The organism is Phycobacter sedimenti (genome assembly GCF_038148855.1).
Classification (GTDB): Bacteria; Pseudomonadota; Alphaproteobacteria; order Rhodobacterales; family Rhodobacteraceae; genus Phycobacter; species Phycobacter sedimenti.
In genome coordinates this window covers 199,333-225,870 of the sequence record NZ_JBBVGR010000009.1, presented here as the reverse complement: position 1 = coordinate 225,870, position 26,538 = coordinate 199,333, and the positions used below count along the sequence as shown (strand labels likewise).

The window sequence follows — 26,538 nt, the reverse complement described above, 5'->3', positions numbered from 1 at the left end:
CCTCAATCCCGTATTTGCGTATAGATTCATGTACTTGGATGGGGGTAGTGGCGGAGAGACAGGGATTCGAACCCTGGAGACGGTTTCCCGCCTACACACTTTCCAGGCGTGCGCCTTCGACCACTCGGCCACCTCTCCGTGAGGCGGATATGTGACGGATCGAGGAAGAAATTGCAAGGGCCTAAAGGGCAAAAAATTTCAGTCTTTTTGCCTCTGAAAAGACAGTCGGCAGAGCGCCCGTTTGTCGGAGTTGAAAGCCCTGTCTTGCAGAGCTCTCTGGCGCTTTAAATGGCCGGAAGCCGGGGCGGTAAGGGCGCGAGACAGGAACGCGCGCTGTCCGCCTCATTCGGATGTGCTAGGTACCTTTCCTGTTTGATTCGTCCTCTCGGATCGTTGCCGTGATCCCCGGCTACCTGTAGAGGGGCATCTACGCCGCCCCGATGAAATGAATGGAGACACCGCCGTGACAGTTGATGCAAAAGCCGCAGCGCGCCTGTCCGTTGCCCCCATGATGGACTGGACCGATCGCCATTGTCGCTATCTGCATCGGCTGCTGAGCACGCAGACGCTGCTCTATACGGAAATGGTGACGGCTCCGGCCTTGGTGCGCGGCGGCGCGCTTCATTTGCTGGATTACAGCCCCGAAGAACACCCCGTGGCCCTGCAGCTTGGGGGATCTGAGCCGCAAGAACTGGCAGAGGCGGCGCGGCTTGGGGCCGCGGCGGGCTATGATGAGATCAACCTCAACTGTGGCTGCCCCAGTGACCGGGTACAATCGGGCGCTTTTGGCGCGGTGCTGATGAAAACGCCGGATCTGGTGGCCGATTGTGTGGCCGCCATGAGCGAGGCGGTCGATGTTGAGGTCACCGTCAAATGCCGGATCGGTGTCGACGATCAACAGCCGGAAGACGTGCTTCCGGACTTCCTCGAAAAGATCCGCGCGGCCGGCTGCCAGCGTGTGACGATACATGCCCGCAAAGCCTGGCTGCAGGGCCTGTCGCCCAAGGAGAACCGCGATATTCCACCGCTCGACTATGATCTGGTTCACCGGATGAAGGCTGAGTTCCCGGACCTGCATATCTCGATCAATGGCGGAATTGCCTCGCTTGAAGCCGCAAAGGAACACCTCGACGGCGGGCTGGATGGCGTGATGATCGGGCGTGCGGCCTATCATCAGCCGACCGATATTCTGGCAGAAGCGGATCCGGTGATCTTTGGTGCTGGCGCGGCGCGCGATGCCGTTGAGGTCGTCCATCAGATGCTGCCCTATATCGAACGGCACCTGTCGGAGGGCGCGCGTCTGCACCAGATCACGCGGCACATGCTGGGGCTGTTCGCGGGGCGGCCCGGTGCGCGGGCCTGGCGTCGCATCCTGTCGGAAGGGGCAAATCGCGCGGGTGCTGGAACAGATCTGGTGCTCGAGGCGCTGGAGCCGGTGACGGGCAGCGTAGCAGCCTGACGCGGGCGCCTTTAGCTACGCTGCACCCGCGCGGCGCGGCCACCGCGACGTTTCTTGAGAGAGGCTTCGCGCCCCGGCAGTTCGTCCATCACCATGGCGCGTTCGTCGTTGGACATCTTGGACCAGCGGGTGATCTCGTCGATGGACCGGTAGCAGCCGGTGCAGATGCGTGCTTCGGGGTGGACCACACAAATCTTGATGCAGGGGGACTGGATTTCGTCCCGCTTCCAGATCTTGTCTGTGTTCTTGTCAGCCATTTTTCAGATGCCTCATCCGGTCCAGTGCCCCCTGAAGGATATAGGACGCCGCCACGTGATCGATCACCTCGGAGCGGCGTTTGCGGGACGTATCCGCCTCCAGCAGTGCTTTTTCGGCGGCAACCGTGCTGAGCCGTTCATCCCAGAACCCGATTGGCAGATCTGTCAGCCGCGCAAGGTTGCGGGCAAAGGCGCGGGTGGACTGGCAGCGCGGGCCTTCGGTGCCGTCCATGTTGCGCGGCAGGCCCAGCAGGATGCCGCCCACGTCGCGCTCTTTTATGATCTCGAGCAGTCGGGCGCTGTCGAGGGTAAATTTCTTGCGCCGCACGGTTTCCAGCGGTGTCGCCACGGCGCCGATCCGGTCCGAGACCGCAACGCCGATGGTCTTGTCGCCAAGATCCAACCCTATCAAGGCCGTAAAGCCGGGCAGGGCGGCTGCGAAGTCTTCGAAGGTTTCGCAGATCATTCCGCCACCCCGGCCTGGGTCGCTGCGGCGGTGATCTGAGCGAGAGCCGCATCATCCCCGGCAAAGGTCTGCATGGCTTCGCTGTAGATGGCGTGGGCCTGCTCGGTATCTCCAAGAACGCCGAGAGCCCCGATCAGACGCGCCCATTCCTGAACCGTGCCGCCTTCGGTGGCGAGGCGGTCGGAGAGGCGGGCAACCATGCCCCGGACCATCTCGTTGCGCTCTTCCTCGCTCATCTCGGCCGCGTTCTCTACGTCTGCGGCATCGGGGCCGGGCAGGGCGCCCGCAAAGGGGGGCGTGCCGCGAGGCGTGATCGGCTGATATTCGACGCCGGCGCGGAAGGCCATCTCTTCGATCTGGCTTTGGATTCCTTCGACCCAGGGATCGCCCGGAGCACTGTCGCGCAGGGTTTCGGCCCAGATCTGATAGGCGCGGTCGGGACGTCCGACCTGGGACATCATCAGGCCGTAGTAATAGCGTGCCGCCCCGTTTTCGGGGTCGCGGCGCAGGGCCATGGTCAGTACTCTTTGCGCCTCAGGCGACACATAGCCGCCGGTCGCCATGATCATCAGCTCGGCCATCTCGCCAAAATCGCTCGCCTCCACATCGCCGGACATGATTTCGATATAGCGTTCTTTCGCCTTGTAGGCGGCGGTGAAGTTGCCAAGGTTCGCTTCGTGTTGCGCCAGGAGCGCCTGACCCTGTGCATCGTTCGGGCGTTTGGCTGCGGTCTGGCGGAGTTGCTCGACCAGCTGACGATAGCTGTTTTCGACATCCGGCGCCGGGAAAGGCGGAATCTGTTCTTCGGCTTCGGCCTGCGTCGGGCGGTTCTGGGCGCGTTCTTCGGCCAGGGCGATGCGGGTTTTCAGCGCCAGATCACCGTACCCTGGGGCGCCCAGGGCAGAGTAGATCCCGAGGGTGCCGCCACATATGGCCAGAACGAGGACAAGGGCTGCGCCCTTGGACAGGCCGCTGGGCTGGTTTGCGCCGCCGCCGTCCTGTTGCAACTGGGCATCGGCGGCCAGAATGCGGCGCGAGACTTCGGTGCGGATGCGCCCGGCATCCGCCTCGTTGATGACGCCGCGCGCCAGATCCTTGTCCACGTCGCGCAATTGCTGGCGGTAGACGCGCAGATCATAGGCAGCCGGAGGCTCCCCCATGTCACGGCTGCGCAGCAGCACCAATGCCATCAATCCGGCAACGGCCAGGGCCATAAAGGCGGTCAGGATCCAGAAAACCATGCTCACTCCGATGTTTGATCCCCATCTATATCTCCGCAGGCGCGGAAAAAAGACCTATCTGCTGCGTCACCCTGTCTGGGGGTGGATGTTCTCTGCGGCAAAGCGGGGGATTGCCCAAATCCGGCGATGTCGCATCTATACAGAAATGCGACGATAAACGGCACGGGCAGGCGCCGTCTCTCGGGCATACCCGAGAATAGACACGAACCATTGGATTCGCTCATGAAACGCTATTCAGCCTTTGCTGTCGCGCGGGAGGCCCTGCGCTATCACACCGGATGGGAACGCGCCTGGCGCAACCCGGCGCCGAAACGCCAGTATGACGTGATCATCGTCGGTGCGGGCGGCCACGGCCTTGCGACGGCCTATTACCTTGGCAAGAATTTCGGTATCACCAATGTGGCGGTGCTGGAAAAGGGCTGGCTGGGCGGCGGCAACACCGGGCGCAACACCACCATTATCCGGTCGAACTACCTGCAGGATCCGTCGGCGGCGATCTATGAAAAGGCGCGGTCCCTCTATGAGGACATGAGCCAGGATCTGAACTACAACGTGATGTTCTCCCCGCGCGGTGTCATCATGCTGGCGCAGACCGAACACGAGGTGCGCGGCTACAAGCGCACCGCCCATGCCAATGCCCTGCAAGGGGTGTCGACCGAATGGATCGAACCCGCCCGCGTCAAGGAGCTGGTGCCGATCATCAACCTGGCCGGTCCCCGCTATCCGGTCTTGGGCGGTCTCTGGCAGGAGCGTGGCGGCACCGCCCGTCACGATGCTGTGGCTTGGGGCTATGCGCGGGCCTGTTCGGCGATGGGGATGGACATCATCCAGCAATGCGAGGTCACCGGCGTGCGCAGCGAAGGCGGCCGCGTCATCGGCGTCGACACCACGAAGGGCGCGATTGATTGCGACAAGCTGGGCATGGTGGTTGCGGGCAACTGTTCGCACCTGTCGCAAATGGCCGGTTTCCGCCTGCCGGTGGAAAGCGTCGCCCTGCAGGCGCTGGTTTCCGAGCCGATCAAACCCTGCATGGATGTGGTCGTCATGGCCAACACCGTGCACGGCTACATGAGCCAGTCCGACAAGGGCGAGATGGTCATCGGTGGCGGCACGGATGGCTATAACAACTACACCCAGCGCGGATCTTTCCACCATATCGAGGAAACCGTCCGCGCCCTGATCGAAACCTTCCCGATGGTCTCGCGCCTCAAGATGCTGCGCCAGTGGGGCGGGATCGTGGATGTGACCGGGGATCGCTCTCCCATCATCTCAAAAACCCCGGTGCAGAACTGTTTCGTAAACGCAGGCTGGGGCACCGGCGGTTTCAAGGCCATTCCGGGATCCGGCTGGGCCATGGCAGAGCTGATGGCCACAGGCCATTCGCCGCTGGCCGAAGAGTTCTCCATGATGCGTTTCAAGGAAGGCAAGTTCATCGACGAGAGCGTCGCTGCGGGGGTGGCGCATTGATGCAGACATCGCTGCCTCTGTCTGAAGTTTTTTCGTCGGCTGCACATGCGGCAGGGAACTTCTGCGCGCGTTCGGGCGTTATACCCCTGAACGCAACTTTTCGCAGGAGGCAAACATGTCTGACCAAACGCACACTTCGTCCAAGGCCGGCAATGGCGCACTGGCCTTTATCCTTGGCGGTGTCGTTGTGGCGCTCGCTGTTCTGGGGTGGTTCGTCATGGGCGGTGAAAACCCGGTCGACGAGCCAGACATCAGCATCCAGCTGCCGGGCGGTGGAAAAATCGAAGGCGAGATCGAAGGCAAATGATCCACTGGGGCGCGCCGCCCTTCGGGGTGGCGTGTCCCGTCCTTGCGTCACGCCCTTGCCCCGGAGCGTGAATGACGCGGCAGCGCCCGGTTTCTATGGCGCTGATAAAAGGGGCTTTTCCCTTGATGCTCTATCTTCTCGGTCCAGAACTACTACGCGCGACGGCGCTTCGTGTAGGCTGCGTTCAGCACTTGTGTCGGGTTCGGGCGCAGAAAAACTGGGTGCATTGCATTTGAGGCCTGTTGCAAAGCTCGGCTTGTTAACGTCCCCCCACAGCTGCATCCGCCAAAAGGCAGGCAGCATGCTTTGCGTATCTGACAAAGGCGGGGCCTTTGAACCGGCGCTGGGGATTGTCCCGCTCATCGCGGCGCCAGTGGAGAAAGGCAAAAAACAAAAAGACTGCGGCAAAGGCCAAAATGATCCAGCGAAACATGGATTTGATATGGGTGCCCGCGTTGACAATACAAGCTGGAGGCTCTGCCGATGCTAATCCTTGAATGCCCCTATTGCGGTGTCAAAGCCGAGGAAACCGAACTTCACGCCGGTGGCGAGGCGCATCTGAAACGCTTTGGTCCTGGCTCCAATGACGATGAGTTCCACGACTATCTCTTCATGCGGGAAAACCCCAAGGGCGTGCATTTCGAACGCTGGCGGCATGTGAACGGCTGCGGCAAGTGGTTCCATGCGGCCCGCTGCACCACGACGCTTGAGGTATTCGGCACCTACACGGCGCAGACCTCGACGCCGCCGCAGGAGATCCGCGATGCGATCACCGCCAAACGCCCCGGCTGGAGCTGGAGGGAGTTCGAATGATCGCCCGCCGCCCAACCCCATCTGTCGCCGTCTTTTGCAAAAGGTCCGCAGCATGAGCACCCGTCTTGCCAATCAGGGGCGCCTGATCGACCGCTCCAAACCCATCGAGTTCACCTTCAACGGCACGCGCATGACGGGCTATGCCGGGGATACGCTGGCCTCGGCCCTTTTGGCCAATGATCAGCTTCTGGTGGGGCGCTCGTTCAAGTATCACCGCCCGCGCGGGCTGGTGGCCTCGGGCGCGGAAGAGCCGAACGCCCTCGTCGGTCTTGGCACCGGCGACCGGTTTGAACCCAACCAACGCGCCACCACGACCGAGCTGTTCGCGGGCCTCAGCGCCCAGTCGCAGAACCACTGGCCCAGCCTCGAGTTCGACGTGGGCGTGGTGAACAACAAACTGGCACGTTTCCTGCCGGCTGGTTTCTACTACAAGATGTTCATCCATCCGCGCCCCTTCTGGAAACACGTCTACGAGCCGATCATCCGCAAATCGGCCGGCCTTGGTCAGGCGCCGGACCGCGAGTTGAAGGATGCCGACACTTACGAGCATTTCTATTTCTTCTGCGATGTTCTGGTGGTCGGCGGCGGTGTGGCCGGTCTTCAGGCGGCGCTGACGGCGGCGAAATCCGGTGCCAAGGTGCTGGTGCTGGAGCAGAACGCCCATTGGGGCGGACGTGCGCCGGTTGATGGTGGCAAGATCGACGGCGACTACCCGGAGGCCTGGGTCGAGCAGACCTTGGCGGAGCTGTCGGCGATGGAGAACGTGACCCTGCGCAACCGCTGCATGGGTGCGGGCGTCTACGATCACGGCTATGCGCTGGGTTATGAGCGGCTGACGGACCATGTTCCGGGTCAGGGCGGCCCGCGCCACCGCCTGTGGCGGATCCGCGCCAAACAGATCGTGACCGCCACCGGCGCGATTGAACGGCCCCTGTCCTTTGCCGGGAACGATGTTCCAGGCGTCATGCTGGCCTCGGCCATGCGTGACTATGTGGTGAACTGGGGTGCGACACCGGGCAAACGCGTGGTTGTCGCAACCAACAACGATGATGCTTACCGCACCGCGCTGGCGCTGCACGGCGCAGGAATTGAAGTTGTGCGGGTGCTGGATACGCGTGAGACCGGCGGCGGCGCCCTGATGGATGAGGTGCGCAGCCTTGGTATCCGTGTCGAATGTGGCCGTGGCATCGCCAAGGTCAAGGACGGCAAATGCGTCACCAAGGTTGCAATCTGCGCCCAGAACGGTCAGGGCGGCGCCCAGGAAGAGGTGGAGGCCGATGCGGTCGCCATGTCCGGCGGCTGGTCGCCGGTGGTGCACCTGTGGTCCCATTGCGGCGGCAAGCTGATCTGGGATGACGCCCAGGCCCATTTCCGCCCCGATCCCGCGCGCCCGCCGCTGGGCGCCGATGGGGCAGGATTTGTCGTGGCGGCAGGGGCAGCCGATGGTCCGCTGGAGTTGGGGCATGTGCTGGCAAATGCGGCAGAGGCCGGCGCCAAGGCCGCCGAGGCGGCCGGGTTCAAGGCCGACGCCAAGCCTGCAAACGGAAGCGCTCAGGACGAAGCCCCGATGCAGCCGGTCTGGCTGATGCCCGCCCGCGCCGAGATCGACCTGCGCATGAAGGCCTGGCTTGATTTCCAGAATGACGTAAAGGTCTCGGACGTGCAGCTTGCCGCCCGTGAAGGCTTTGAAAGTGTCGAGCATACCAAACGCTATACCACGCTGGGCATGGCAACCGATCAGGGGAAACTCAGCAATATCAACGGTCTTGCGGTGCTTGCCGACAGCCTCGGTTCGGAAATTCCGCAGGTGGGCACCACCACCTTCCGCCCGCCGTATCATCCCATCTCCATGGGCGCGATTGGCGGTGAGGCGCGGGGCGAGATCTTCCAGCCGCTGCGCAAGACGCCGATGCATGACTGGCACGATGCCAATGGCGCCGACTGGGAGCCGGTGGGCCACTGGCGTCGCCCCTATGCCTTTGTCCGTGCAGGCGAAAGCGTGAAGGAGGCGGTGAGCCGCGAGATCCTGAACACTCGTCAGAATGTGGGGCTCTTGGATGCCTCCACTCTGGGCAAGCTAATCGTCAAAGGGCCGGATGCAGGGCGCTTCCTCGACATGATGTACACCAACATGATGTCGACGCTGAAAGTGGGCAAATGCCGCTATGGTTTGATGTGCTCGGAAAATGGCTTTTTGTCCGACGATGGCGTGGTTGCCCGCATCGACGAGGACACCTGGCTGTGCCACACCACCACCGGCGGCGCGGATCGTATCCACGCCCATATGGAGGAGTGGCTGCAGACCGAATGGTGGGACTGGAAGGTCTATGTCGCCAACGTGACCGAGCAACTGGCGCAGGTCGCCGTGGTTGGCCCCAAGGCCCGCATGCTGCTGGAAAAGCTGAACGCTGAGGCGGGCGGCGGCATGGATGTCTCGAAAGAGGCGCTGCCCTTCATGGAGTGGCGTGATGGAGAGATTGGCGGCTTCAAATGCCGCGCCTACCGGATCTCCTTCTCGGGCGAGCTGTCCTATGAGATCGCGGTTCCGGCCTCGCAGGGTCAGGCCTTTTGGGATGCGCTGATGGCGGCGGGTGAGGAGTTCGGCGTCATGCCCTATGGCACGGAATGCCTCCATGTGATGCGCGCCGAAAAGGGTTTCATCATGATCGGGGATGAGACCGACGGCACCGTCATCCCGCAGGATCTGGGGCTGAACTGGGCGATCTCCAAGAAGAAGGAAGACTTCATCGGCAAACGCGCCCAACAGCGCAGCCATATGGTCGACCCGGACCGCTGGCAGCTGGTGGGCCTCGAAACACTGGATGGATCGGTCTTGCCTGATGGGGCCTATGCGGTTGGCAGTGGCGTCAACGCCAATGGGCAGAAGAACACGATTGGCCGGGTGACCTCGACCTATCATTCGCCGACCCTGGGCAAGGGGATCGCCATGGGCCTCGTGAAACACGGCCCCAAACGCATGGGAGAGGTGATCGAGTTCCCCGGCACCGATGGCACCATTTTCAAGGCCAAGATCGTCGATCCGGTCTTCTACGACAAGGAAGGGGAGAAGCAGAATGTCTGATCTGGTCAGTGCCCTCGCAGGCGCCCGCTATGCGGGGCTTGCCACCATCGAGGAAGCCGGGCTGAAGGGCATGATCACCCTGCGCGGCGATCTTTCGTCCAAGAGTTTGCAAAAGGCCGTGAAGGCTGCGACTGGTGCTGCGGTGCCAGAGACGCGTCGCATCGCCGTTTCGGATACCGGCGCTGTGGCCTGGATGTCGCCGGATGAGTTGTTGCTGCTGGTGCCTTATGCCGAGGTCGCGGAAAAGACGGCCACTCTGGAAGAGGCCCTGTCGGGCGAACACGCGCTGGCGGTCAACGTCTCGGATGCGCGGGCGCTGTTCATCCTGTCGGGCGCAGGCGCGCGCGAGGTTCTGGGCAAGGTCTGTCCGGTGGATTTTGATCCGGCCGCCTTTACACCCGGTGATTTCCGCCGCACCCGCATGGCCCAGGTCGCCGCAGCCTTCTGGCTGGACGAGGAAGAGACATTCCACATCGTCTGCTTCCGCTCGGTCGCGCAATATGTGTTCAACCTGTTGAAGACATCAGCGCACCCTCAATCAAAGGTTGGCGTCTACTGATTTCAGACCTCAGGGGTTGTAGTGCTGCCTGTTGCGAGATAACGTGCCCCGATCCGGGGCGCGTTCTTTTTTCATTTGTTCAAGTGGTTTAACCTTGGCTCTGGGATGAGTACTGGAATTGGAAGGCACGATTTTCGAATGACCAAAGTAGTTCTGGCCGCTGCTCTGGCGCTGACTGCGCTTCCCATGGCCGCAGCAAGTGAACCTGTGGCCTATGAATGCGATTTCAAAACTTACACGACCTATGGAGGCATTCCGCCGAAGTCCATATTTGTCGTGGATGCCCCTGCGGGCACGGCCATGGTGTATGATGGAATAATCCATAAAGTCGCCAAAGCCCCGATCCCTGCGGAATTGGAAGAGTTGCGCGCTCAGAAATACAGGTTGAAATGGACGTTGAAAGGGCTTCCCTTGCGTGGAAACACGACGGACAGCGCGACGTATTCCGTGCGCCTGGATACTGCCAGGAGCAATGCAAATATGCAGATGAACCTTCACAGCGACGATGAGGACAGGCGCGGAACGGGTACCTGCAATCGGATCAAATGATCGTTGCAGTCAGGAAATTGAACTGACGCGCGCCACAGGCGCAGGAACGCTCGCGATCAAAGCCGGTTCCTGAGCCACTATGACAAGAGAGAAAACATGCACATGAAATCAGTCTTGCCTTTGAAAAAACGGGGCTTTTCGTCGGTTGGCCTAACGGTTGCGATACTGGCAACATCGCTCACTTCGCTGCCAATGCCCGCGAAGGCCGAGACAAAGGCCAGCTATGACTACGACTGCCAGATCACGGCACGCCGGACCGGAGGTTGGACTCCGAGGGAAGTTCGCTTTTCCCTGAACGAAAGCGATATGACGGTCGTGGTAAGTGATTCTCATTCTGAACTGGAGGGCGACGGGCCGTATCATCTGAAGATGAAGCGAAAGAAGGATGGCACGCTGCGTTTCAAATGGCGGGTGGAACGGCCAACTACGGAGTCGTTTTATGTGTACATTGGCTATTCTGTCACATTCGATGTCGACGAGAAGACCGGTACCTTTCGGGCTGCGGTTCCCTCTGGCGGGCATCGCGATGGACCGGGGACTCTGATCTGCAAGTGATCCGGGAATTCTGTTTGGCCCCTTCGTTCGGGATCTGGGGCAAGCCGCCGTTATGAAAGCTGGTCAGGCGGGCGACCAGTCCAGCCTGCTACCAGACATCAAGGCCGCCAGGGAGTCGGGAGGAAGCATGCCCAGTTGTTCGAAGAGTAATAGATACTCGAACTGGGTATAGTTTTCTGCGATCCGCTCCCCCTCGATCCGGGTCATCATCATGCCGGACACCTTGACGGGGGTCGCGCCATCCGGCCCATCAGATGTCATTTGAAACCGTATCGTGATCCAGTCGTTGTTTTCCACGTGGTCGAGAAAGGTGATGGTAGGGGGACCGGTCAAACGCCGGAAGCCTGCCACCAGATCGGGAAAGTCTTTTCTTGGAAAGACGATATCTTCTCCCATGGCCTCCATTTTGAATTCGTCGAGAAGACGCTTTTCAGCGAAAGTAAAGTTGCCTTTCTCCCAGACTTCGTCAAAAAACTCTCTCATAAACGCAAGTTTCTGCATCTTCACCCTTTAACCAAGATCACCCCAACAAACGGTTCTGAGGCCGCATCATGCTGCGTGCTCCTCGCCGTTTCAACATGTTTCGAGGTGAGCCAGTTTCCCCGGCGTAAACGGGTGTCACGCAGTGTCACTGCTAGGCCATATCAAGCTGTGAACAGGAAGGTCGGGAACTGCGTCAGGGCGCGGGGGCTGGTGAGGGTTTCAAAGCCTGCAGTCTCCCCGTTGTCGGGGCGGCATTGCTCATAAAAGGACAACAGCTTCGCCAGCTTTGCCATTCGGGCCTTGCGGGTCTCCTCGGGCAGAAACGGCGCGTGGGTGGAAAGGTACAGCGCCGGGCGCTGTTCCTTTAGCCAGGGGATCATCTGGGGCAGCACGTCGAATTCTGCGCCTTCGATGTCGAGCTTGACCAGTGACACCCGTGACAGATCGGCCTGGGCTGCAAAATCCTGCCAGCCGATGGTCATCACGTCCGAGCCATGCGCCCCGTCATGGAGGAGGCTCGACATGCTGTCGCCTGCCTCTCCACCGAAAGAGGCCATGCGCGCCAGGCCGAAGCTATCGCTGATCGCCACCGAAAAGGCAGAGACATTGTCGATGCGGTTCAGCTCAAGGTTCCAGGCGAGATGGCGAAAGGCGGTCGGGTCGGGTTCGAAACACATCACCCGTCGCGCCTTGTGGGCGCCGTATAGAACCGTGGGGCCGATCCAGGCGCCGATGTCGAGGTAATCGTGATCTTTATCCAGATGCGCATCCAGAACGGCAAAGGTTTCCGGCTCCCATGTCCCGGCGGCGGCCTTGCGCCAGAACTTGGAATGATAGGGATCAAGCCGGAAGGGCACGCCGTTCAATTCGCCCGGATAATAGCCACGTACCCGATAGTAGGCTTTGCGTGCACGGATCCAGGCCTCTGCGATCATCGCGGTCTCTCCCATTTGCGCACATAGGCCTTGCAGGCATTTGGCGCGGATTTCTTGTCTTGGCCCTTGACCTGCCGGGGGCTGCGCCGCATGTATCTGCACAGGAACGCAACAAAAATTGACAGGGGTCCGATATGGCTTTTGAACTTCCCGATCTTCCTTATGCACATGACGCGCTGGCTTCCAAGGGCATGTCCGCGGAAACCCTGGAATACCACCACGACCTGCACCACAAAGCCTATGTCGACAACGGCAACAAGCTGATCGCCGGCACCGAGTGGGAGGGCAAGACCCTCGAAGAGATCATCGTCGGCACCTACGACAAATCCGCCGTCGCCCAGAACGGTATCTTCAACAACATCTCGCAGCTGTGGAACCACAACCAGTTCTGGGAGATGATGGGGCCGGGCGACAGCGCAATGCCGGGTGAGCTGGAAAAAGCACTGGTCGAAAGCTTTGGCTCGGTCGACAAGTTCAAGGAAGAGTTCTCGGCTGCGGGTGCAGGTCAGTTCGGCTCTGGCTGGGCCTGGCTGGTGAAAGACACCGATGGCGGCCTCAAGGTCACCAAGACCGAAAACGGTGTGAACCCCCTGTGCTTTGGCCAGACCGCGCTTCTGGGCTGCGACGTGTGGGAGCACTCCTACTACATCGACTTCCGCAACAAGCGCCCGGCCTACCTGACCAACTTCCTCGACAACCTGGTCAACTGGGAAAACGTCGCTTCGCGCATGTAAGCCCACGCGGTCCGTTTGATCGCGACAGTAACCTGAAGACCCGTACCATCTCGGTGCGGGTCTTTTTTGGTGTCTATTTGACACGTGTCAAAGCCGACAGGCATTCTTCTCCTGTTAACTGATGAGGATAGGGAAAGGAGAGCCAATGCTCAGATTGCCAAAAGGACTATGGATCATTGTGGCCGATGGCCGCAAAGCGCTGTTTCTGGAGAACGTGAGCGACACCGTTGATGCCGCACTGAACGTGATCCGTGCCGACCAGATGGTGAACCCTGCAAACAGTGAGCAGGGCACTGGTGCGCCAGGGCGTTTCAGCGGTGCGTCCGGCGCGGCCCGTGGGGCTGTCGAGCCGACCGACTGGCACCAGGCGAACGAGGACACATTTGCCGGAAGCGTTGCGGCGCTCGTCAACAAATGGGTGCAGGCCGGGGCCTGTCCTGCGCTTGTTCTGATCGCACCTCCCAGCAGCCTTGGAGCGCTACGCGGCGAATTGAGCCCTGCCGCCGCAAAGCTGGTGATGGCTGAGCTGCCAAAGGATCTGACCAATCACACGGTCACGCAGATTGCGGACGCGGTACAGACGGCCCTGGAAACCGCCTGACAGGTCCCGGCGGGGCCGCGGGGCTGGCGCAGACGCCCCAAAGCATCAGGAGGCGGTGAGGTGGCTCAGGACCTCGTCGCTGCTGGTGACCCAGGTCAGATAGGTCTGTATCTCGGCGTCTGCGAATTCCTGGGCGACTACGTGATCCAGAAGATCGCGCAGCTTGTCCCAATAGCCGTCAATGTTGACGATGATGATCGGCTTGTCGTGCAGGCCCAACTGGCGCCAGGTCAAAACTTCGAACAATTCGTCCAGCGATCCCGGTCCGCCGGGCAGAACGACCACCGCATCGGCATTGTAGAGCATGACCTTTTTGCGCTCGTGCATGGTCTCGGTGACCACATAGGTGGTCAGGTCGGACTTGCCGACCTCGCGCCGTTCCAGGTGAATCGGTATCACACCGAATGTTTCACCTCCGGCTGCCTGTGCGGCGCGGGCCACGGTTCCCATCAGCCCAACGTCCCCTGCGCCGTAAACAAGGCGAAAACTGTGTTCTGCCAGTCCCTTTCCAAGCGCCTCTGCGGCTGCGGCATAGCTGGGCATTGCTCCAAATCGGGATCCGCAATAAACACAGACGGATTTTATACTCATGAGATGGCCTTTCGAGAGGGGATCATGGGGACAGGGGGATGCTGTTTTGACCCCAGATACCCCCATTGGCAGGCTGGCTCAACCAAGCGAGAGGAAACATCTCGCACTAGGGAAGGACCCAAATGGCGCAGACATCTGGAAGTGGAGGTATCGGCTCTCTGGCAATGGGGGGCATAGCCGCCGTTGCGGTAATCCTGGGCGGTGTTGTCCTGATGCAGTTTGCAGGCGGGGATCAGAAGGATCCGTCTGCAGATCGTGCATTGCGCGAAGGGACCAATACCGATGCGGTCATCTCTCCTTCGGCCGAAAACCCGGTGATCGTGTCAAGCACCCAGGTCGGGCAGGAGGCAGCCCCTGGCGCCGTTGCCGAAAGCGACGCGGTGGAGAACGCCACGCCAGACACCGGGTCGGCGCCGCAGGGTGCCGAGGCTGATCTTGGCCCCGGACAACCGGATGCCGCTGTCGTCGAAAACGCCGTAGAAACCGGAGAAGACGCAGAACCTGCGCCGCCCGAGGCTCAGGCGGACCCCGCGGCGGCGCCAGAGCGTTCTGTGGGTCATCAGGACACGGCTGTGGCCGGTGTCCCGGCCGCACCTGCGCCGGTTGCCTCCGGAGCGGAAGGCAACGCCGAAAGCGCGCTGAGCGGGGAAGGAACCGCTGCCCTTGCCGCCCCGCAACTGGACCTCGTACGTGTCGATCCGGAAGGCGCGGTCGTGATTGCCGGGCGCGCTCAGGACGGAGCGCTGGTACAGGTTCTGATCGACGGCGTCGTTCTGGAGCAAACCGTAGTTCAGGGCGGAGGGGAGTTCGCGGTCTTTTCCAGCATCATCCCCAGTGACAGCCCAAGGGTAATCTCATTGCTGGCGCGTGCAGACGGACATGAAGCGGCCTCGGTCGACCAGTTCATCATCGCGCCTGCTGCTCCGATGCCCGCGCCGCAGGTTGCAGATGCCGGCGTGCCGCAGCCCGAAGCCCCGGCGGCCCAGCAACTGGCACAGACATCCACGGAAGAAACATCCGAGGTCGTTGCGAAAGAGGTGAAGACCGTCAAAGAGACGGCTTTGCCGGAGGCTGATGCGCCCGAATCCAACGCGGATACCGCCGAGGCCCAGACCCCGGCGCCGCCGGTGACGGCGCAGGTTGGCGCGCCGGATCAACCGGATGAAGGGGGCTCCAAAGAGCTTCCGGTCCTGACCGCTGAAGCGGATGCGTCGACCCCCGGACCGCAGGAGACCACTGTGCCTCAAAGCCAGCCGGTCGCAAGCGAAACCCCTGCCAGCGCCGAAACCGCACCCGCTCCGCGGCCCGAAACCACGGCTGTTGCGGTTCTGCGCGCCGGGGCGGATGGTGTGGAACTGGTTCAACCTGCCGCGCCGGTCCTGAATGGCAAGGTCGCGCTCGACACGATCAGCTATTCCGACAGTGGCGCTGTGCTGCTGGCCGGGCGCGGTCGCCCTGAGGCCGTGGTGCGCGCCTATGTGAACAATCAGATCAAGGCCGAACTGCCCGTGGCAGAGGATGGCCGCTGGGGCGGCGCGCTGGGCGAGGTGGAGCCGGGGATCTATACCCTGCGCCTGGATGAGGTGGATCCCGCGTCAGGCGCGGTTCTCAGCCGCCTCGAAACCCCTTTCAAACGCGAAGCGCCCGAGGTTCTGCAGCCTCCTGTGCAGGAACCTGGCGTTGCGCCCAGTCAGCCGGTGCCGCTGGTGCGGGCCGTGACGGTGCAGAAGGGCGATACCCTCTGGGCCATTTCCCAGGAACGCTACGGCAGCGGGTTCCTCTATGTGCGGGTGTTTGAGGCCAACCAGGATGCGATCCGCGATCCGGATCTGATCTATCCCGGCCAGGTGTTCAACCTGCCGGAATGATCTCCCCGGAATGACGAATGCGCCGCGTCCCCGTTGCCGGGGGCGCGGTTTTTTCGTTTCACGCCTCGCCTTTGCGGGCCTGCGGCGGTATCTGTTGCCGGTAGTGCCAGTGAAGGATTGCGGTCAGGAGCCACATGAGACGAAACCCAACCACAATCGGCAGCATTTCCGCCGAAGAACGCCGCTCCAGCCTGCGGGTTCTGCGCAAGGTGCTCCCGTATCTCTGGCCGCAGGGGCAGAATTCGGTCAAGATCCGCGTTGTCCTGGCCATGGCCGTTTTGATCCTGGCAAAGGTGATCGCGGTCTATACCCCCGTCCTTTACAAAGGCGCGGTGGATGCGCTGGCGGGCGAAGGTGTGCCGCCGCTTGCGCTGGGCGCCGTTGGTCTGACGGTCGCCTACGGCATGGCGCGGGTGCTGACGACCGGGTTCCAGCAACTCCGCGATGCGATCTTTGCGCCCGTCACCCAGCGCGCCCTGCGGCGTCTGGCGCTTGAAACCTTCCGCCATATCCATCGTCTGTCGATGCGCTATCACATCACCCGCAAAACGGGCGGCCTATCGCGGATCATCGAGCGCGGGGTCAAGGGCGTCGAGTTCCTCCTGCGTTTCCTGTTGTTTTCCATCGGGCCCTTGGTGCTGGAGCTGGCCCTGGTCGCCATTGTCCTGACGGTGCTGTTCGATGCGCGCTACCTGCTGGCCGTGGGCGTCACGATTGCGCTCTATGTCTGGTTTACACTTGCCGTGACCGAATGGCGGGTGAAGCTGCGGCGCGAGATGAACACCCAGGACACGGATGCCAATCAAAAGGCGATCGACAGCCTTCTGAACTTTGAAACGGTGAAATACTTCGGCGCCGAAGAGCGCGAGGCGGCCCGCTATGACGGTGCCATGCGTGCCTATGCCAACGCGGCGCTCAAGACCGCCTATTCGCTGGCCTTTCTGAACTTTGGCCAAAGCCTGATCATCACCGGAGGTTTGATCGCGGTGATGGTGATGGCGGCCATCGGCGTGCAGCAGGGGAGCCTGACGGTCGGCGATTTCGTCATGGTCAACGCCTATATGGTGCAGATCACCGTGCCGCTGAACTTTCTCGGCTCTGTCTACCGCGAGATCCGTCAAAGCCTGGTGGATATGGGAGAGATGTTCGATCTGCTGGAGCAGCCCCCCGATGTGACCGATCGCCCCGGCGCCAAAGAGCTGAAGGTGACCGCCGGTCAGATCCGGCTGACGGACCTGCGGTTCGGCTATGAGGCAGAGCGCGAGATCCTGAAAGGGATCACCATGGAGGCCAGACCGGGACAGACCGTTGCCATCGTCGGCTCCACCGGGTCGGGAAAATCCACCATCGGGCGGCTGTTGTTCCGGTTCTATGATGTCACGGGCGGCGCGCTGACCATCGATGGTCAGGATGTCCGCGAGGTGACGCAGGAAAGCCTTCATGCCGCCATCGGCGTGGTGCCGCAGGACACCGTGCTGTTCAACGACACCATCCGCTACAACATCGCCTACGGGCGCGATGGCGCCACTGAGGCCGAGATCGAAGAGGCCGCGCGGGCGGCACAGATCCATGATTTCATTGTCAGTCTGCCCCAGGGCTATGACACGTCCGTCGGGGAACGGGGGCTGAAACTCTCGGGCGGGGAAAAGCAGCGGGTCGGGATTGCCCGCACGTTGCTGAAAGATCCGCCGATCCTCCTGTTGGACGAGGCAACATCGGCGCTGGACACCGACACCGAGCGCGAAATCAAGGAGGCCCTGGCGCGGGCCGGGCAGGGGCGCACGGTGATCACCATCGCGCATCGCCTGTCAACAGTGGCCGAAGCGGATCAGATCGTGGTGCTGGAACAGGGCGAAATCGCCGAGGCAGGCACCCACGAAGAGCTGCTCCAGCGACAGGGACGCTATGCACATCTGTGGCACCGCCAGCAGTCGGACCAGGATGCGGCCTGACGTGCGGCGCCAAAGGGCATGATATGGATCTGACCTGGAGCCTCTACATTGGTCTTTGTGCGGTGCCCCTGCTGACGCTGCTGCCGCTCTGGCGGCACGAGGGCTGGTGGGTGCGCGCCTTTGAGTTTCCTGCCGTGCAGATCGCTGCGATCACAGGGTGCGCCCTGGCGCTTGCTCTTTGGATGTTCGGCTGGCCTTCGGGCTGGGGGCTTGTGCTTCCGGGTGTTCTGCTGGGCTGCACGGTGTTTCAACTGTCGCGCATCCTGCCCTACACGGTTCTGTTTCCCCACCAGATCCAGACCGCGCGCCAGTCGCGGCCCCAGGATCAGCTGCATGTGCTGGTGGCCAATGTTCTGATGACGAACCGCAATGCCGGAGCGCTTGTTGATCTGATCCGTGCGCGCGCGCCCGACCTTGTGCTGACGCTAGAGACCGATGACTGGTGGGAGGATCAGCTGAAACCAATCGAAAAGGACTATCCTTTCGCGGTCAAAAAGCCACTCGGCAATCTATATGGCATGCACCTTTATTCCCGCCTCGAGCTGGTGGATGCGCGCATCGCCTATCTCGTCGAAGAGGGCGTGCCGTCGATCCACGCGGATGTCGTGTTGCCTTCGGGCACAGGGGTGCGGCTTCATTGCCTGCATCCGGCGCCGCCCAGCCCGACGGAAAATCCCACCTCTGCCGAGCGCGACGGAGAGCTGCTGCTGGTCGCACGGGAGCTGGATGCACGCGCCGGGCCGGTCGTGGTCATGGGCGATCTCAACGATGTGGCCTGGTCGGCCTCGACACGGCTGTTCCAGAAGATGAGCGGGCTGCTGGATCCGCGTATCGGGCGCGGGTTGTTCAGCACCTTTCATGCGGGTTACCCCTTGCTGCGTTGGCCGCTCGATCATGTGTTCTGTTCGGGCGATTTCACGCTGGTGGGTATCCGGCGGCTGGGGCACATCGGCTCGGACCATTTCCCGATCGAGGCGGTGCTGCAGCATACGCCGCGGGCGCGCGGCCTGCATCCCGAACCCGAAGCCAACCCCCGCGAGGTGGAGCGCGCGGAGGAAAAGATCGCACAGGTCGACGCCGATCAAACCGCGCTGCCGTGAGCCGCTCAAAAGAAAGGCCCCGCTTTGGGGCGGGGCCTGTCGTGTCTGCTGGCTGTGGCTGACTACTCGGCCGCGCGAAGGGGCGTCGTCCCGTCCGGTTTGGCATTCCATTTGGCTTCTGCCTCCGATCCGGTCAGTTCATCCCAAAGGAGCTCGGTCGTGGGCAGCTTGCGGGCCTTTTTCGCAAGGCGCATGTCCTGGGCGATCCGGCTGGAGCGCCCGCCGGTCAGGCGCGCCAGAAGGCGGCCCATCCAGGACACGTAGGTCGAGAGCCAGACCCGGATCGACAGCAGCGAGGGCGTCACCACCAGTGTCAGAACGGTCGCGATGCCAAGGCCGAAGACCACGGCGGTGGCCAGCTGTTTCCACCAGAGTGCGGTGGGGCTGTCGATGGAATAGCCGCCGTTGATGAAGTCGAGGCTGATGCCGAACATCATCGGGGCAAGGCCCGCCATTGTGGTCACCGTGGTCAGCAGCACCGGGCGGATGCGCGCCTCGGCGGTGCGGATGATCGCCTCGATCCGGGGCATGTGCTGGCTATATTCCTGATAGGTATCGATCAGAACGATGTTGTTGTTCACAACGATCCCCGCCAGCGCGACGATGCCGGTGCCGGTCATGATGATCGAGAACGGCTGCTGCATCACCATCATGCCGATCAGCACCCCCGTGGTGGAGAGAACCACCGCCAGCAGCACCAGCGCCGAATTGTAGAAGCTGTTGAACTGCGCCAAGAGGATCACGAACATCAGCCCAAGCGCCCCGGCAAAGGCCTTGGACAGGAAGGCGCCGCTTTCCTCCTGCTCCTCCTGATCGCCGGTCCATTCCCAGGTGATGGAACTGGGGAAGGGATCGCTTTCGTTCAGCCACTTGGTGATCTCGGCAAGCCGTTCGTTGGCGTTTACCGGAGCAATCCGCGCGCCATTTTCCAAAGCAGTTTCCACGGCGCTCGACGTTTCAGCCTGATCAAGCGCGAACAGGATGAACTGCTGACCATTCGGACCCGTGTATTCACCCTGTGTCCCATCCGGCGCGGATTTGACCAGCGCGAGGATCCGGTCTTCTCCGCTATCGGGATCTGCTGCCACGATCTTGCTCAGGCCCGGTTCAAAATCTGCCTTCACATCATAATACCGCTGTTGCTGCACGCGGCTGATCTTGGCCAGCTTGGGCACCGGCTTGCGGGTGATGAAGTTACTGAGCGGCACAAGGCCGTCTTCGGTGCGCACCTTCAGGGTATCCAGCGTCGACAGAACCCGGTCTTCGTCCGGCAGCCGCACGCGGATCTCGATCTCCTCGTCGGAACTATCCACCCGCATGGTGTCCAGCAGAATGCCGCGGGTCACCAGCTGTACCATGGCGCCCACGATGGCCACATCGGCGCCGTAGCGGCCCGCCTTTTCCACATCCACGTCGATCTGCCAGTCGATGCCGGGCAGCGGCAGGGTGTCCTCCACCAGAGTGAGGCCGGGCATGGCGTCGAAATGCGCCCGCGCGGTTTCGGTGGCGGCTGTCAGATCTTCCCAGCCGTCGCCCTTGATGCGCAGGTGGATGGGCTTGCCCGAGCCGGGACCCTGCTCCAGCGCATTGAGTTCCGTGATGAAGCCCGGAAGCTTCACCAGCTCGGCATTCAGTTCATCCAGCACCGTGTTGCCGTCAAAGGCGGTGGCGGTGACCTCCCGCGTCAAGAGGCCGAAGAACCAGGTTTCGGTCTGTTTGGGGCGGTCTTCCCAGGGGATGATCTCGAACTGGACCTGACCGATGGTATCCTGCGGCGACTGCCCGCCGCCGGGGCCACCGGTGTCCAGCCCGCCTTCGCCCGCGAAGGAGAAGACATTGATCACCGCCGGGTGCGCCTGGATGACCTCTTCGGCCTGGCGGACCATTTCGTCCTTTTCTTCGAGCGCGATATTGCCCCGCGCCCGCACGAATGCGGTTGCCTGTTCGGGCTCGGAGTCCACGAAGAATTCGACGCCGAGGTTGTTCTCGCCATACATCTTGAACACGCTGGAGATGCCGATCACGACGGCAACAACCGTCACCAGCGGCATGATCGGGTTGCCCGCGATGAACTTGATGACATAGCCGAAGGGGGTATGGCGGTAGCCTGCAGAAACGGATTTCGGCTTGCGCTCGATCCGCGCCGCGCCCAGCGTGATGGAGGCTGAAAAGGCCGAGAGTGTAAACACCAGAGCGCCAAGGATGGCGGGCAGGGCGGCTGGCATGGCAGCGGCCGCCTGTTCCGGCAGCAGGTAGGCCGGGTTCAGCATCTGCATCGCGCCGCCGAACATGCCCCAGATCGCAGGGGGCACCAGCAGGGCGCGGACCGGCCACCAGGGCAGAACCGCGCGCAGCCCGCTCGAAGTGCCCTCGAAGACGCGGCTGATGCGCCCCGAAACCCCGCCCATGACGGGCAGGTAGACCAGCGCCACCACCAGCGAGGCGGACAGGACGAAGATCAAGGTCACCGGCAGCATGCCCATGAACTCACCCGGAACGCCGGGCCAGAACAGCATTGGCAGAAAGGCGCAGAGCGTCGTCGCGGTCGAAGACACCACCGGCCAGAACATCCGCTGCGCCGCCTCCACATAGGCGTGCATCGGGCCAGTGCCCTCCTTGATGCGCTTGTCGGCATATTCGACCACCACGATGGCGCCATCCACCAGCATGCCGACGGCCAGGATCAGACCGAACATGACGATGTTGGAGACGGAAATCCCCATCAGTGCCAGAAGGGCGAAACACAGAAGGAAGGAGGTCGGGATCGCAAACCCCACCAGCAGCGCCGCACGGCTGCCCAGCGAGGACAGCACCACGATCATCACCAGCGCAATCGCTGTCAGGACTGACCCTTCCAGCTGGCTGACCATGGATCCCACCACGCGGCTCTGGTCGTTGGAGGTGCCGACCGAGATGGCCGCGCGCAGCTCTGGTGGCCATTTCTCCTGCGCCTTGGCCAGGGTCTCTTTCACCTGATCCACGGTGTCGATCAGGTTGTAGCCCTTGCGCTTCACCACCTGCAGGGCGACCGTGTCCTCTCCCTCAAAGCGCGCGGTGCCCTTGCGGTCTTCGAAGGTGTAGTTGATCTGCGCCAGCTCGCCCAGTTTCACCACCCGGTCGCCATTGGTCTTGATCGGCAGGGCGTAGATGTCGCGCACGTCGTCAAAGGATGACGGGATCTTGATCGAGAAGGTCCCTTGCGAGGTCTCAACCTCGCCCGCCGCGATCAGCTGGTTGTTGTTCTGAACCACGGTGATCAGTTCAAGCGCGGTCACGTTGTAGGATTCAAGGCGCAAGGGGTCGATCACCACCTCGACCATTTCATCGCGGTTGCCTGCAATGGGCGCCTCAAGCACCGCATCCAGGGCTTCGATGTCGTCCTGCAGCTGCTTTGCCACCCGCGCCATCGTACGCTCTGGCACATCGCCAGAGAGGTTCACGATGACAATGGGAAACTCGGAGAAGTTGATCTCGGTGATTGCGTATTGTTCGGCGCCATCGGGAAAATCCGCCTGGGCCGAGTTCATGGCATCGCGCACATCGGCGATGGTTGCGCTCTTGTCCCAGCCAAAGTCGAATTCCAGCAGGACCCCGGCATAGTTCTCTGCCGCCGTCGAAGTCATCTCCTTCAGCCCGTCAAGGTCGACCAGCTCGGATTCCATCGGCTTGATCAGCAGGCTCTCGCTGTCTTCAGCAGAGATGCCGGGAAACTGCACCGAGACATGCAGCATCGGGATGTCGATGTCAGGCTCGCCCTCCTTGGGAAGGCTGACATAGGCAAACCCGCCCACAAGGAGCGAGATTAGGATGAACGCCAGGACCATGCGGGCGCGGTCTGCGGCCCATGAGACGATTCCGATCATTGGCCGGGCTCCCGGTAGCTGGGATCAACGGCGACGCCTTCGGTCACGAAGTCCTGTCCGACGACGATCACATCGGCCTCGTCCGGCAGGCCCGCAACCCAGACCCCGTCGGCGGTGTCACGCAGCAGCTCGATCAGCGCGAATCCTGCAGTCTGGTCGTCGCGCACGATGCGCACGCCAAGGCGGCCCTCGTTGTTGAGCGTCAGCGCGGATTGCGGCAGCTTGTGGGCCCTGGTGCCTTCGGCCGAGATGGCAATGTCCGCCGTCTGACCGTCCCGGATCCTGAGGTCGCTGTTATCGACGACGATCTCCACCTCGAATGTGCGGGTGGTGGGATCGGCCGAGCGGCTGACAAAGGTCACCTGGCCCTGAACGCGCATGCCGTTGGCCAGTTCGGCACCGGCAAGGGCGCCAAGCTCGACCCGGTTGACCTCGGTTTCCGGAACAAAGCCGACCAGTTTGATCGTGTCGAGCTGAATCACCGTGGCGCAGAGGCTGCCGGGCTGCATCAGGCTGCCGACTTCGGCCGTGTCGCTTTCCAGAAGGCCGTCAAAGGGCGCGGTGATGGTCAGGCGCGAGATCTCCTTGGCGGCGGCGGCAACGGCGGCCTGGGCGGATTCGATCCCGGCGCGGGCGGTTTCCAGGCCGCTCTTAGCCGTTTCAACTCCGGCCACCGCAGACCGTTCTGTCGCCTCTGCGGCCGCCAGGCGGGTTTCGGAGGCATAGCCCCCTTCGGAAAGCTTCTGCGCGGCCACCAGGTTGATCTGGGCTTCATGCAGGCGTGCCTGCGCTTCTTCAAGGCGGGCTTCGGCCTCCGGCGCACGGGCTTTCGCCTCGGTCAGGCGGGCCTTGGCCTCCTGATGGGCGGCATGGCGCGTTCCGGGGTCCAGCTCACACAGAAGATCACCTGTCTTGACCTGAGCCCCTTTGCGCAAAGGTTCGGAGATGACAGTCGAGGTGGTTTCTGCGCGCACCTCGACCTGGCGCGCGGCCTGTGTCTGTCCGCGCAGGATCACGGCGCTGTCAAGCGGGCGTGCCTGACTGCGCAGGGCCACGACACCAATGCGGTTCTTGACCGGTGCCTCGGGGGCGGCGCCTTGTGTGTCCGCTGCGGGTTCAGCAGGGGGAGGCGCGGCGGCGTCACTGGCGGTTCCGCCGCGGGCAAATGCAAAAAGATCGTCCCGTTCAAAGACGAGAAAATATAGTCCGACAGTCACCGCGATTGCAGTCAATAGGGGTATCAAACGCATTTCGGGCCTTTCTCAAGGAAATGAGCGTATTCCGACCAAAGATCGGGCTTTTCAAGAGGGTTCCGCCAGACACCCGGGCAAAGACATAAATATCATGTAGTCATTGTCCATACTAAACAAAGCGGTTCATTTCATATTTTTCGCTTTCGTTCCGAGTTGCGGCAGGAATGAACGCCATGGCGGCTCTTGGCTTGGCCCCAAAGGCACGATATGAGAAGCAGCAAAGCACAACATGCCGGCCAAGACCGGGCTGACCAGGGACATTTTCATGAGCGATACCGACAGTTTTATCGACGAGGTGACAGAAGAGGTCCGCCGCGACCGCTTGTTCCTGATGCTCAAGAGATATGGCTGGGTTGGTGGTCTGGCCGTGGTGCTGATCGTCGGCGGAGCGGCCTGGCGGGAATACAAGATGGGCCAGCAACAGGCGGCGGCGCAGGACCTTGGTGATGCCATTGTTGCGGCGCTTGCTGCGGATGCGCCCGAAGAGCGCGCCGCCGCATTGGCCTCGGTTTCTGCCAACACCGAGACGGGCGCGGCGATTGCCAAGATGATGCAGGCCGGAGCCCTGGCCGAAGCGGGTGACGCGGAGGGGGCCGTTGCCTTGCTGTCCGAGGTCGCCGCGACCGGTGATCTGGAGCTGATCTACCGTCACATTGCCAGCTTCAAGGCCTTGGCCCTGCAAGCGGATACACTTGGGGTGTCCGATCGCAGGATCCAGTATGAAGCGCTTGCACAACCCGGCGCTCCGCTCGCGCTTCTGGCCTCCGAGCAGCTTGCCCTGCTGGAGGTGGAAGAGGGTGATCCGGAGGCGGCCATCCGGCGCCTGCAGGCGATTGTTGCCGATGCCACGGTCAGTCGGGACTTGAAAGACAGGGCAACTCAAGTGATTGTCGCTCTTGGTGGAAATCCGGATGGGACCGAAGCGTCTGACGGGTGAGCCGAAAGAGAAGGCCGACCGTGCGAAAGCTGCGCGGTCTTAACAGGACATGCGGGGCAGGACTATGACGTCAGCTAATTTCTTTTTTGGTGCCAAGATGCGCTGGCGGGCGCTGATCTGTGGCACGGCCCTTGCAACTGTTCTGACAGCCTGCACCGAACCCGAGATCATCCTGCAAGGTCAGCGTGAGGATATCCGCGCCGATGCCAAGACGGAGATTGTAAATCAGTCAAAGCCGATCTCTCTGCCAAATCAGACCGTGAATGCGTCATGGGCGCAGACCCACGGCCTGCAGGCGCAGCGCACCGCGCATCCTGCCCTGAGTGCTGCCCCACAGCTGGCCTGGGCGACCCCGATCGGGCAGGGCGATGGACGTCGCCAGCGGATTACGGCGCGCCCCGTGGTGGCAGATGGTCGGATCTACACGCTCGACAGCGGCGCGCAGGTGTCGGCGGTCTCCCCGTCCGGTCAGGTTCTGTGGCAAGCGGACCTGATCCCCTCCCGTGAGGGGGGCGGTCAGGCGACTGGTGGCGGCATGGCCTACGACAAGGGTGTGCTGTATATCTCCTCCGGTTATGGGCTTCTGACTGCTCTGGATGCGACCAGCGGCAAGCAGATCTGGCGTCAGGAACTGGAGGCGACCGGATCGGGCGAACCCATCGTGCGCGATGGTCTGGTCTATCTCGTGGCCGGGGATGACACCGGCTGGGCCGTGCATACCTCTGATGGCCGGATCGCCTGGCAGGTGGAAGGCGCCCCGAGCCCCTCGAACGTTCTGGGCGCGCCAGCACCCGTGGTTGCGGGGGACTATGTGATCTTTGCATTCGGCTCCGGTGATCTGGTGGCCAGCTTCAAACGGGGCGGCGTGCGGCGCTGGAATGCCTCGGTTGCCGGTCAACGGGTCGGCACCACTCTGGCGCGGATCAGCGATGTGACGGGCTCGCCTGTCGTGGTGGGCAAGCGCGCCTTTGTCGGCAACCACTCCGGGCGCACCGTGGCCATCGACACCGACAACGGTGACCGTATCTGGACCGCGAACGAAGGGGCAATTGGCCCCGTCTGGCCTGTCGGCGGCAGCCTGTTCCAGATCAGTGACCGCAATCAGCTGCTGCGTCTCGATGCGGCCAGCGGCGCCGTTATATGGGCGGTGGATCTGCCCGGCTATCTCAAGGACAAGCCCGGCAAACGGGGCGAGGTGGTTGCACATTACGGCCCGATCGTTGCCGGAGGGCAGGTGATCGTTGCCTCCAACGACGGGCAGATTCGCCAGTTCGATCCGCGTGACGGCAGCCTGGCGCGCACGGTCGAGGTGCCCGGAGGGGCCACGACAGAGCCGGTTGTTGCAGGCAAAACGCTTTATGTGGTTTCCTCCAAGGGGGATCTGCTCGCTTTCCGGTAAAGGCGAACAACCCTTTCCCAAAGGCACCAGATGCGCTATTGGGCGCGTCTGAATCGCAAAAAGTTGG

23 protein-coding genes and 1 tRNA gene are annotated in these 26,538 nt (G+C 62.1%); 15 read left to right on the top strand and 9 right to left on the bottom strand.

Annotated features, from left to right (window positions below):
* Positions 1 to 48: 48 nt before the first annotated feature.
* A tRNA-Ser gene (locus AADA15_RS16845) sits at positions 49 to 138 on the bottom strand.
* 325 nt (positions 139 to 463) lie between these two features.
* Between AADA15_RS16845 and dusA the strand changes: the two genes are divergently transcribed.
* On the top strand, positions 464 to 1,459 hold the full coding sequence (dusA, locus tag AADA15_RS16840; RefSeq protein WP_341642722.1) for a tRNA dihydrouridine(20/20a) synthase DusA: 996 nt from the start codon (positions 464 to 466) through the stop codon (positions 1,457 to 1,459).
* A gap of 11 nt (positions 1,460 to 1,470) precedes the next feature.
* Here the strand turns inward: dusA and AADA15_RS16835 are convergent, their stop codons facing one another.
* The 3 genes from AADA15_RS16835 to ccmI are packed head-to-tail and all read right to left on the bottom strand — an operon-like array spanning position 1,471 to position 3,423.
* Entirely contained in the window at positions 1,471 to 1,716 is a 246-nt protein-coding gene (locus AADA15_RS16835; protein ID WP_341642721.1) for a DUF1289 domain-containing protein, read from the bottom strand.
* Positions 1,709 to 2,182, bottom strand: coding sequence for a Holliday junction resolvase RuvX (gene ruvX, locus AADA15_RS16830; protein ID WP_341642720.1), 474 nt, complete (start codon positions 2,180 to 2,182; stop codon positions 1,709 to 1,711). Before ruvX ends, AADA15_RS16835 begins: the two co-directional genes overlap by 8 nt.
* Complete coding sequence (gene ccmI, locus AADA15_RS16825; RefSeq protein WP_341642719.1) at positions 2,179 to 3,423, bottom strand: c-type cytochrome biogenesis protein CcmI; 1,245 nt, start codon at positions 3,421 to 3,423, stop codon at positions 2,179 to 2,181. The genes ruvX and ccmI overlap by 4 nt, the downstream gene beginning before the upstream one ends.
* A gap of 222 nt (positions 3,424 to 3,645) precedes the next feature.
* Between ccmI and AADA15_RS16820 the strand changes: the two genes are divergently transcribed.
* The 7 genes from AADA15_RS16820 to AADA15_RS16790 all read left to right on the top strand — a co-directional run bounded on the left by AADA15_RS16820 (position 3,646) and on the right by AADA15_RS16790 (position 10,755).
* Positions 3,646 to 4,890: a sarcosine oxidase subunit beta family protein gene (locus AADA15_RS16820; RefSeq protein ID WP_341642718.1), complete on the top strand. Its 1,245-nt coding sequence runs from the start codon at positions 3,646 to 3,648 to the stop codon at positions 4,888 to 4,890.
* Between the two features lie 115 nt (positions 4,891 to 5,005).
* Positions 5,006 to 5,197 (top strand): hypothetical protein, encoded by a 192-nt coding sequence (locus tag AADA15_RS16815; protein ID WP_341642717.1) that lies wholly within the window; start codon positions 5,006 to 5,008, stop codon positions 5,195 to 5,197.
* 483 nt (positions 5,198 to 5,680) lie between these two features.
* Positions 5,681 to 6,010: a sarcosine oxidase subunit delta gene (locus AADA15_RS16810; protein WP_341642716.1), complete on the top strand. Its 330-nt coding sequence runs from the start codon at positions 5,681 to 5,683 to the stop codon at positions 6,008 to 6,010.
* A 52-nt stretch (positions 6,011 to 6,062) separates the two neighbouring features.
* Positions 6,063 to 9,092, top strand: coding sequence for a sarcosine oxidase subunit alpha family protein (locus AADA15_RS16805; RefSeq protein ID WP_341642715.1), 3,030 nt, complete (start codon positions 6,063 to 6,065; stop codon positions 9,090 to 9,092).
* Positions 9,085 to 9,651: a sarcosine oxidase subunit gamma gene (locus AADA15_RS16800; protein ID WP_341642714.1), complete on the top strand. Its 567-nt coding sequence runs from the start codon at positions 9,085 to 9,087 to the stop codon at positions 9,649 to 9,651. The genes AADA15_RS16805 and AADA15_RS16800 overlap by 8 nt, the downstream gene beginning before the upstream one ends.
* 138 nt (positions 9,652 to 9,789) lie before the next feature.
* Positions 9,790 to 10,200, top strand: coding sequence for a hypothetical protein (locus tag AADA15_RS16795; RefSeq protein ID WP_341642713.1), 411 nt, complete (start codon positions 9,790 to 9,792; stop codon positions 10,198 to 10,200).
* A gap of 96 nt (positions 10,201 to 10,296) precedes the next feature.
* Positions 10,297 to 10,755, top strand: a complete 459-nt coding sequence (locus AADA15_RS16790; RefSeq protein ID WP_341642712.1) for a hypothetical protein — start codon at positions 10,297 to 10,299, stop codon at positions 10,753 to 10,755.
* Positions 10,756 to 10,818: 63 nt separating this feature from the next.
* Here AADA15_RS16790 and AADA15_RS16785 read toward each other — a convergent pair whose 3' ends face one another.
* Together AADA15_RS16785 and AADA15_RS16780 are read right to left on the bottom strand one after the other, a co-directional pair.
* Positions 10,819 to 11,256, bottom strand: a complete 438-nt coding sequence (locus AADA15_RS16785; protein WP_341642711.1) for a nuclear transport factor 2 family protein — start codon at positions 11,254 to 11,256, stop codon at positions 10,819 to 10,821.
* Positions 11,257 to 11,399: 143 nt separating this feature from the next.
* Positions 11,400 to 12,173 (bottom strand): FkbM family methyltransferase, encoded by a 774-nt coding sequence (locus tag AADA15_RS16780; protein WP_341642710.1) that lies wholly within the window; start codon positions 12,171 to 12,173, stop codon positions 11,400 to 11,402.
* A gap of 134 nt (positions 12,174 to 12,307) precedes the next feature.
* Here AADA15_RS16780 and AADA15_RS16775 point away from each other — a divergent pair, with 134 nt between their 5' ends.
* A complete protein-coding gene (locus tag AADA15_RS16775) occupies positions 12,308 to 12,907 on the top strand; it encodes a superoxide dismutase (protein ID WP_192966376.1) in 600 nt (199 codons plus the stop codon).
* A gap of 145 nt (positions 12,908 to 13,052) precedes the next feature.
* Positions 13,053 to 13,508 carry a host attachment family protein gene (locus AADA15_RS16770; protein ID WP_341642709.1) on the top strand — a complete coding sequence of 152 codons (456 nt, stop codon included), beginning with the start codon at positions 13,053 to 13,055 and terminating at the stop codon, positions 13,506 to 13,508.
* Positions 13,509 to 13,553: 45 nt separating this feature from the next.
* On the opposite strand, the gene AADA15_RS16765 is transcribed toward AADA15_RS16770, so the two are convergent.
* Positions 13,554 to 14,099, bottom strand: coding sequence for an LOG family protein (locus tag AADA15_RS16765; protein WP_341642708.1), 546 nt, complete (start codon positions 14,097 to 14,099; stop codon positions 13,554 to 13,556).
* Between the two features lie 122 nt (positions 14,100 to 14,221).
* Here AADA15_RS16765 and AADA15_RS16760 point away from each other — a divergent pair, with 122 nt between their 5' ends.
* From AADA15_RS16760 to AADA15_RS16750, 3 genes are all read left to right on the top strand, one after another.
* Positions 14,222 to 15,967, top strand: coding sequence for a LysM peptidoglycan-binding domain-containing protein (locus tag AADA15_RS16760; RefSeq protein ID WP_341642707.1), 1,746 nt, complete (start codon positions 14,222 to 14,224; stop codon positions 15,965 to 15,967).
* Between the two features lie 134 nt (positions 15,968 to 16,101).
* On the top strand, positions 16,102 to 17,919 hold the full coding sequence (locus tag AADA15_RS16755) for an ABCB family ABC transporter ATP-binding protein/permease (protein ID WP_341642706.1): 1,818 nt from the start codon (positions 16,102 to 16,104) through the stop codon (positions 17,917 to 17,919).
* 23 nt (positions 17,920 to 17,942) lie between these two features.
* Positions 17,943 to 19,019, top strand: a complete 1,077-nt coding sequence (locus AADA15_RS16750) for an endonuclease/exonuclease/phosphatase family protein (RefSeq protein ID WP_341642705.1) — start codon at positions 17,943 to 17,945, stop codon at positions 19,017 to 19,019.
* A 62-nt stretch (positions 19,020 to 19,081) separates the two neighbouring features.
* Here the strand turns inward: AADA15_RS16750 and AADA15_RS16745 are convergent, their stop codons facing one another.
* Positions 19,082 to 22,882 (bottom strand): efflux RND transporter permease subunit, encoded by a 3,801-nt coding sequence (locus tag AADA15_RS16745; RefSeq protein ID WP_341642704.1) that lies wholly within the window; start codon positions 22,880 to 22,882, stop codon positions 19,082 to 19,084.
* A complete protein-coding gene (locus AADA15_RS16740; RefSeq protein ID WP_341642703.1) occupies positions 22,879 to 24,132 on the bottom strand; it encodes an efflux RND transporter periplasmic adaptor subunit in 1,254 nt (417 codons plus the stop codon). The genes AADA15_RS16745 and AADA15_RS16740 overlap by 4 nt, the downstream gene beginning before the upstream one ends.
* 268 nt (positions 24,133 to 24,400) lie before the next feature.
* Between AADA15_RS16740 and AADA15_RS16735 the strand changes: the two genes are divergently transcribed.
* Together AADA15_RS16735 and AADA15_RS16730 are read left to right on the top strand one after the other, a co-directional pair.
* Complete coding sequence (locus AADA15_RS16735) at positions 24,401 to 25,072, top strand: hypothetical protein (RefSeq protein WP_341642702.1); 672 nt, start codon at positions 24,401 to 24,403, stop codon at positions 25,070 to 25,072.
* A gap of 64 nt (positions 25,073 to 25,136) precedes the next feature.
* Positions 25,137 to 26,471, top strand: a complete 1,335-nt coding sequence (locus AADA15_RS16730; protein WP_341642701.1) for a PQQ-like beta-propeller repeat protein — start codon at positions 25,137 to 25,139, stop codon at positions 26,469 to 26,471.
* The last annotated feature ends 67 nt before the right edge of the window (positions 26,472 to 26,538 follow it).

Bases quoted from the DNA above. Each gene is read 5' to 3' on its own strand.
- AADA15_RS16775 (WP_192966376.1), top strand. From the start codon at position 12,308: ATGGCTTTTGAACTTCCCGATCTTCCTTATGCACATGACGCGCTGGCT.
- AADA15_RS16790 (WP_341642712.1), top strand. From the start codon at position 10,297: ATGCACATGAAATCAGTCTTGCCTTTGAAAAAACGGGGCTTTTCGTCG.
- AADA15_RS16835 (WP_341642721.1), bottom strand. From the start codon at position 1,716: ATGGCTGACAAGAACACAGACAAGATCTGGAAGCGGGACGAAATCCAG.
- AADA15_RS16755 (WP_341642706.1), top strand. From the start codon at position 16,102: ATGAGACGAAACCCAACCACAATCGGCAGCATTTCCGCCGAAGAACGC.
- AADA15_RS16815 (WP_341642717.1), top strand. From the start codon at position 5,006: ATGTCTGACCAAACGCACACTTCGTCCAAGGCCGGCAATGGCGCACTG.
- AADA15_RS16820 (WP_341642718.1), top strand. From the start codon at position 3,646: ATGAAACGCTATTCAGCCTTTGCTGTCGCGCGGGAGGCCCTGCGCTAT.
- AADA15_RS16795 (WP_341642713.1), top strand. From the start codon at position 9,790: ATGACCAAAGTAGTTCTGGCCGCTGCTCTGGCGCTGACTGCGCTTCCC.
- ccmI (WP_341642719.1), bottom strand. From the start codon at position 3,423: ATGGTTTTCTGGATCCTGACCGCCTTTATGGCCCTGGCCGTTGCCGGA.
- AADA15_RS16800 (WP_341642714.1), top strand. From the start codon at position 9,085: ATGTCTGATCTGGTCAGTGCCCTCGCAGGCGCCCGCTATGCGGGGCTT.
- AADA15_RS16810 (WP_341642716.1), top strand. From the start codon at position 5,681: ATGCTAATCCTTGAATGCCCCTATTGCGGTGTCAAAGCCGAGGAAACC.
- AADA15_RS16735 (WP_341642702.1), top strand. From the start codon at position 24,401: ATGAGCGATACCGACAGTTTTATCGACGAGGTGACAGAAGAGGTCCGC.
- AADA15_RS16745 (WP_341642704.1), bottom strand. From the start codon at position 22,882: ATGATCGGAATCGTCTCATGGGCCGCAGACCGCGCCCGCATGGTCCTG.
- AADA15_RS16740 (WP_341642703.1), bottom strand. From the start codon at position 24,132: ATGCGTTTGATACCCCTATTGACTGCAATCGCGGTGACTGTCGGACTA.
- AADA15_RS16750 (WP_341642705.1), top strand. From the start codon at position 17,943: ATGGATCTGACCTGGAGCCTCTACATTGGTCTTTGTGCGGTGCCCCTG.
- AADA15_RS16760 (WP_341642707.1), top strand. From the start codon at position 14,222: ATGGCGCAGACATCTGGAAGTGGAGGTATCGGCTCTCTGGCAATGGGG.
- AADA15_RS16780 (WP_341642710.1), bottom strand. From the start codon at position 12,173: ATGATCGCAGAGGCCTGGATCCGTGCACGCAAAGCCTACTATCGGGTA.
- AADA15_RS16765 (WP_341642708.1), bottom strand. From the start codon at position 14,099: ATGAGTATAAAATCCGTCTGTGTTTATTGCGGATCCCGATTTGGAGCA.
- AADA15_RS16770 (WP_341642709.1), top strand. From the start codon at position 13,053: ATGCTCAGATTGCCAAAAGGACTATGGATCATTGTGGCCGATGGCCGC.
- AADA15_RS16785 (WP_341642711.1), bottom strand. From the start codon at position 11,256: ATGCAGAAACTTGCGTTTATGAGAGAGTTTTTTGACGAAGTCTGGGAG.
- ruvX (WP_341642720.1), bottom strand. From the start codon at position 2,182: ATGATCTGCGAAACCTTCGAAGACTTCGCAGCCGCCCTGCCCGGCTTT.
- AADA15_RS16730 (WP_341642701.1), top strand. From the start codon at position 25,137: ATGACGTCAGCTAATTTCTTTTTTGGTGCCAAGATGCGCTGGCGGGCG.
- AADA15_RS16805 (WP_341642715.1), top strand. From the start codon at position 6,063: ATGAGCACCCGTCTTGCCAATCAGGGGCGCCTGATCGACCGCTCCAAA.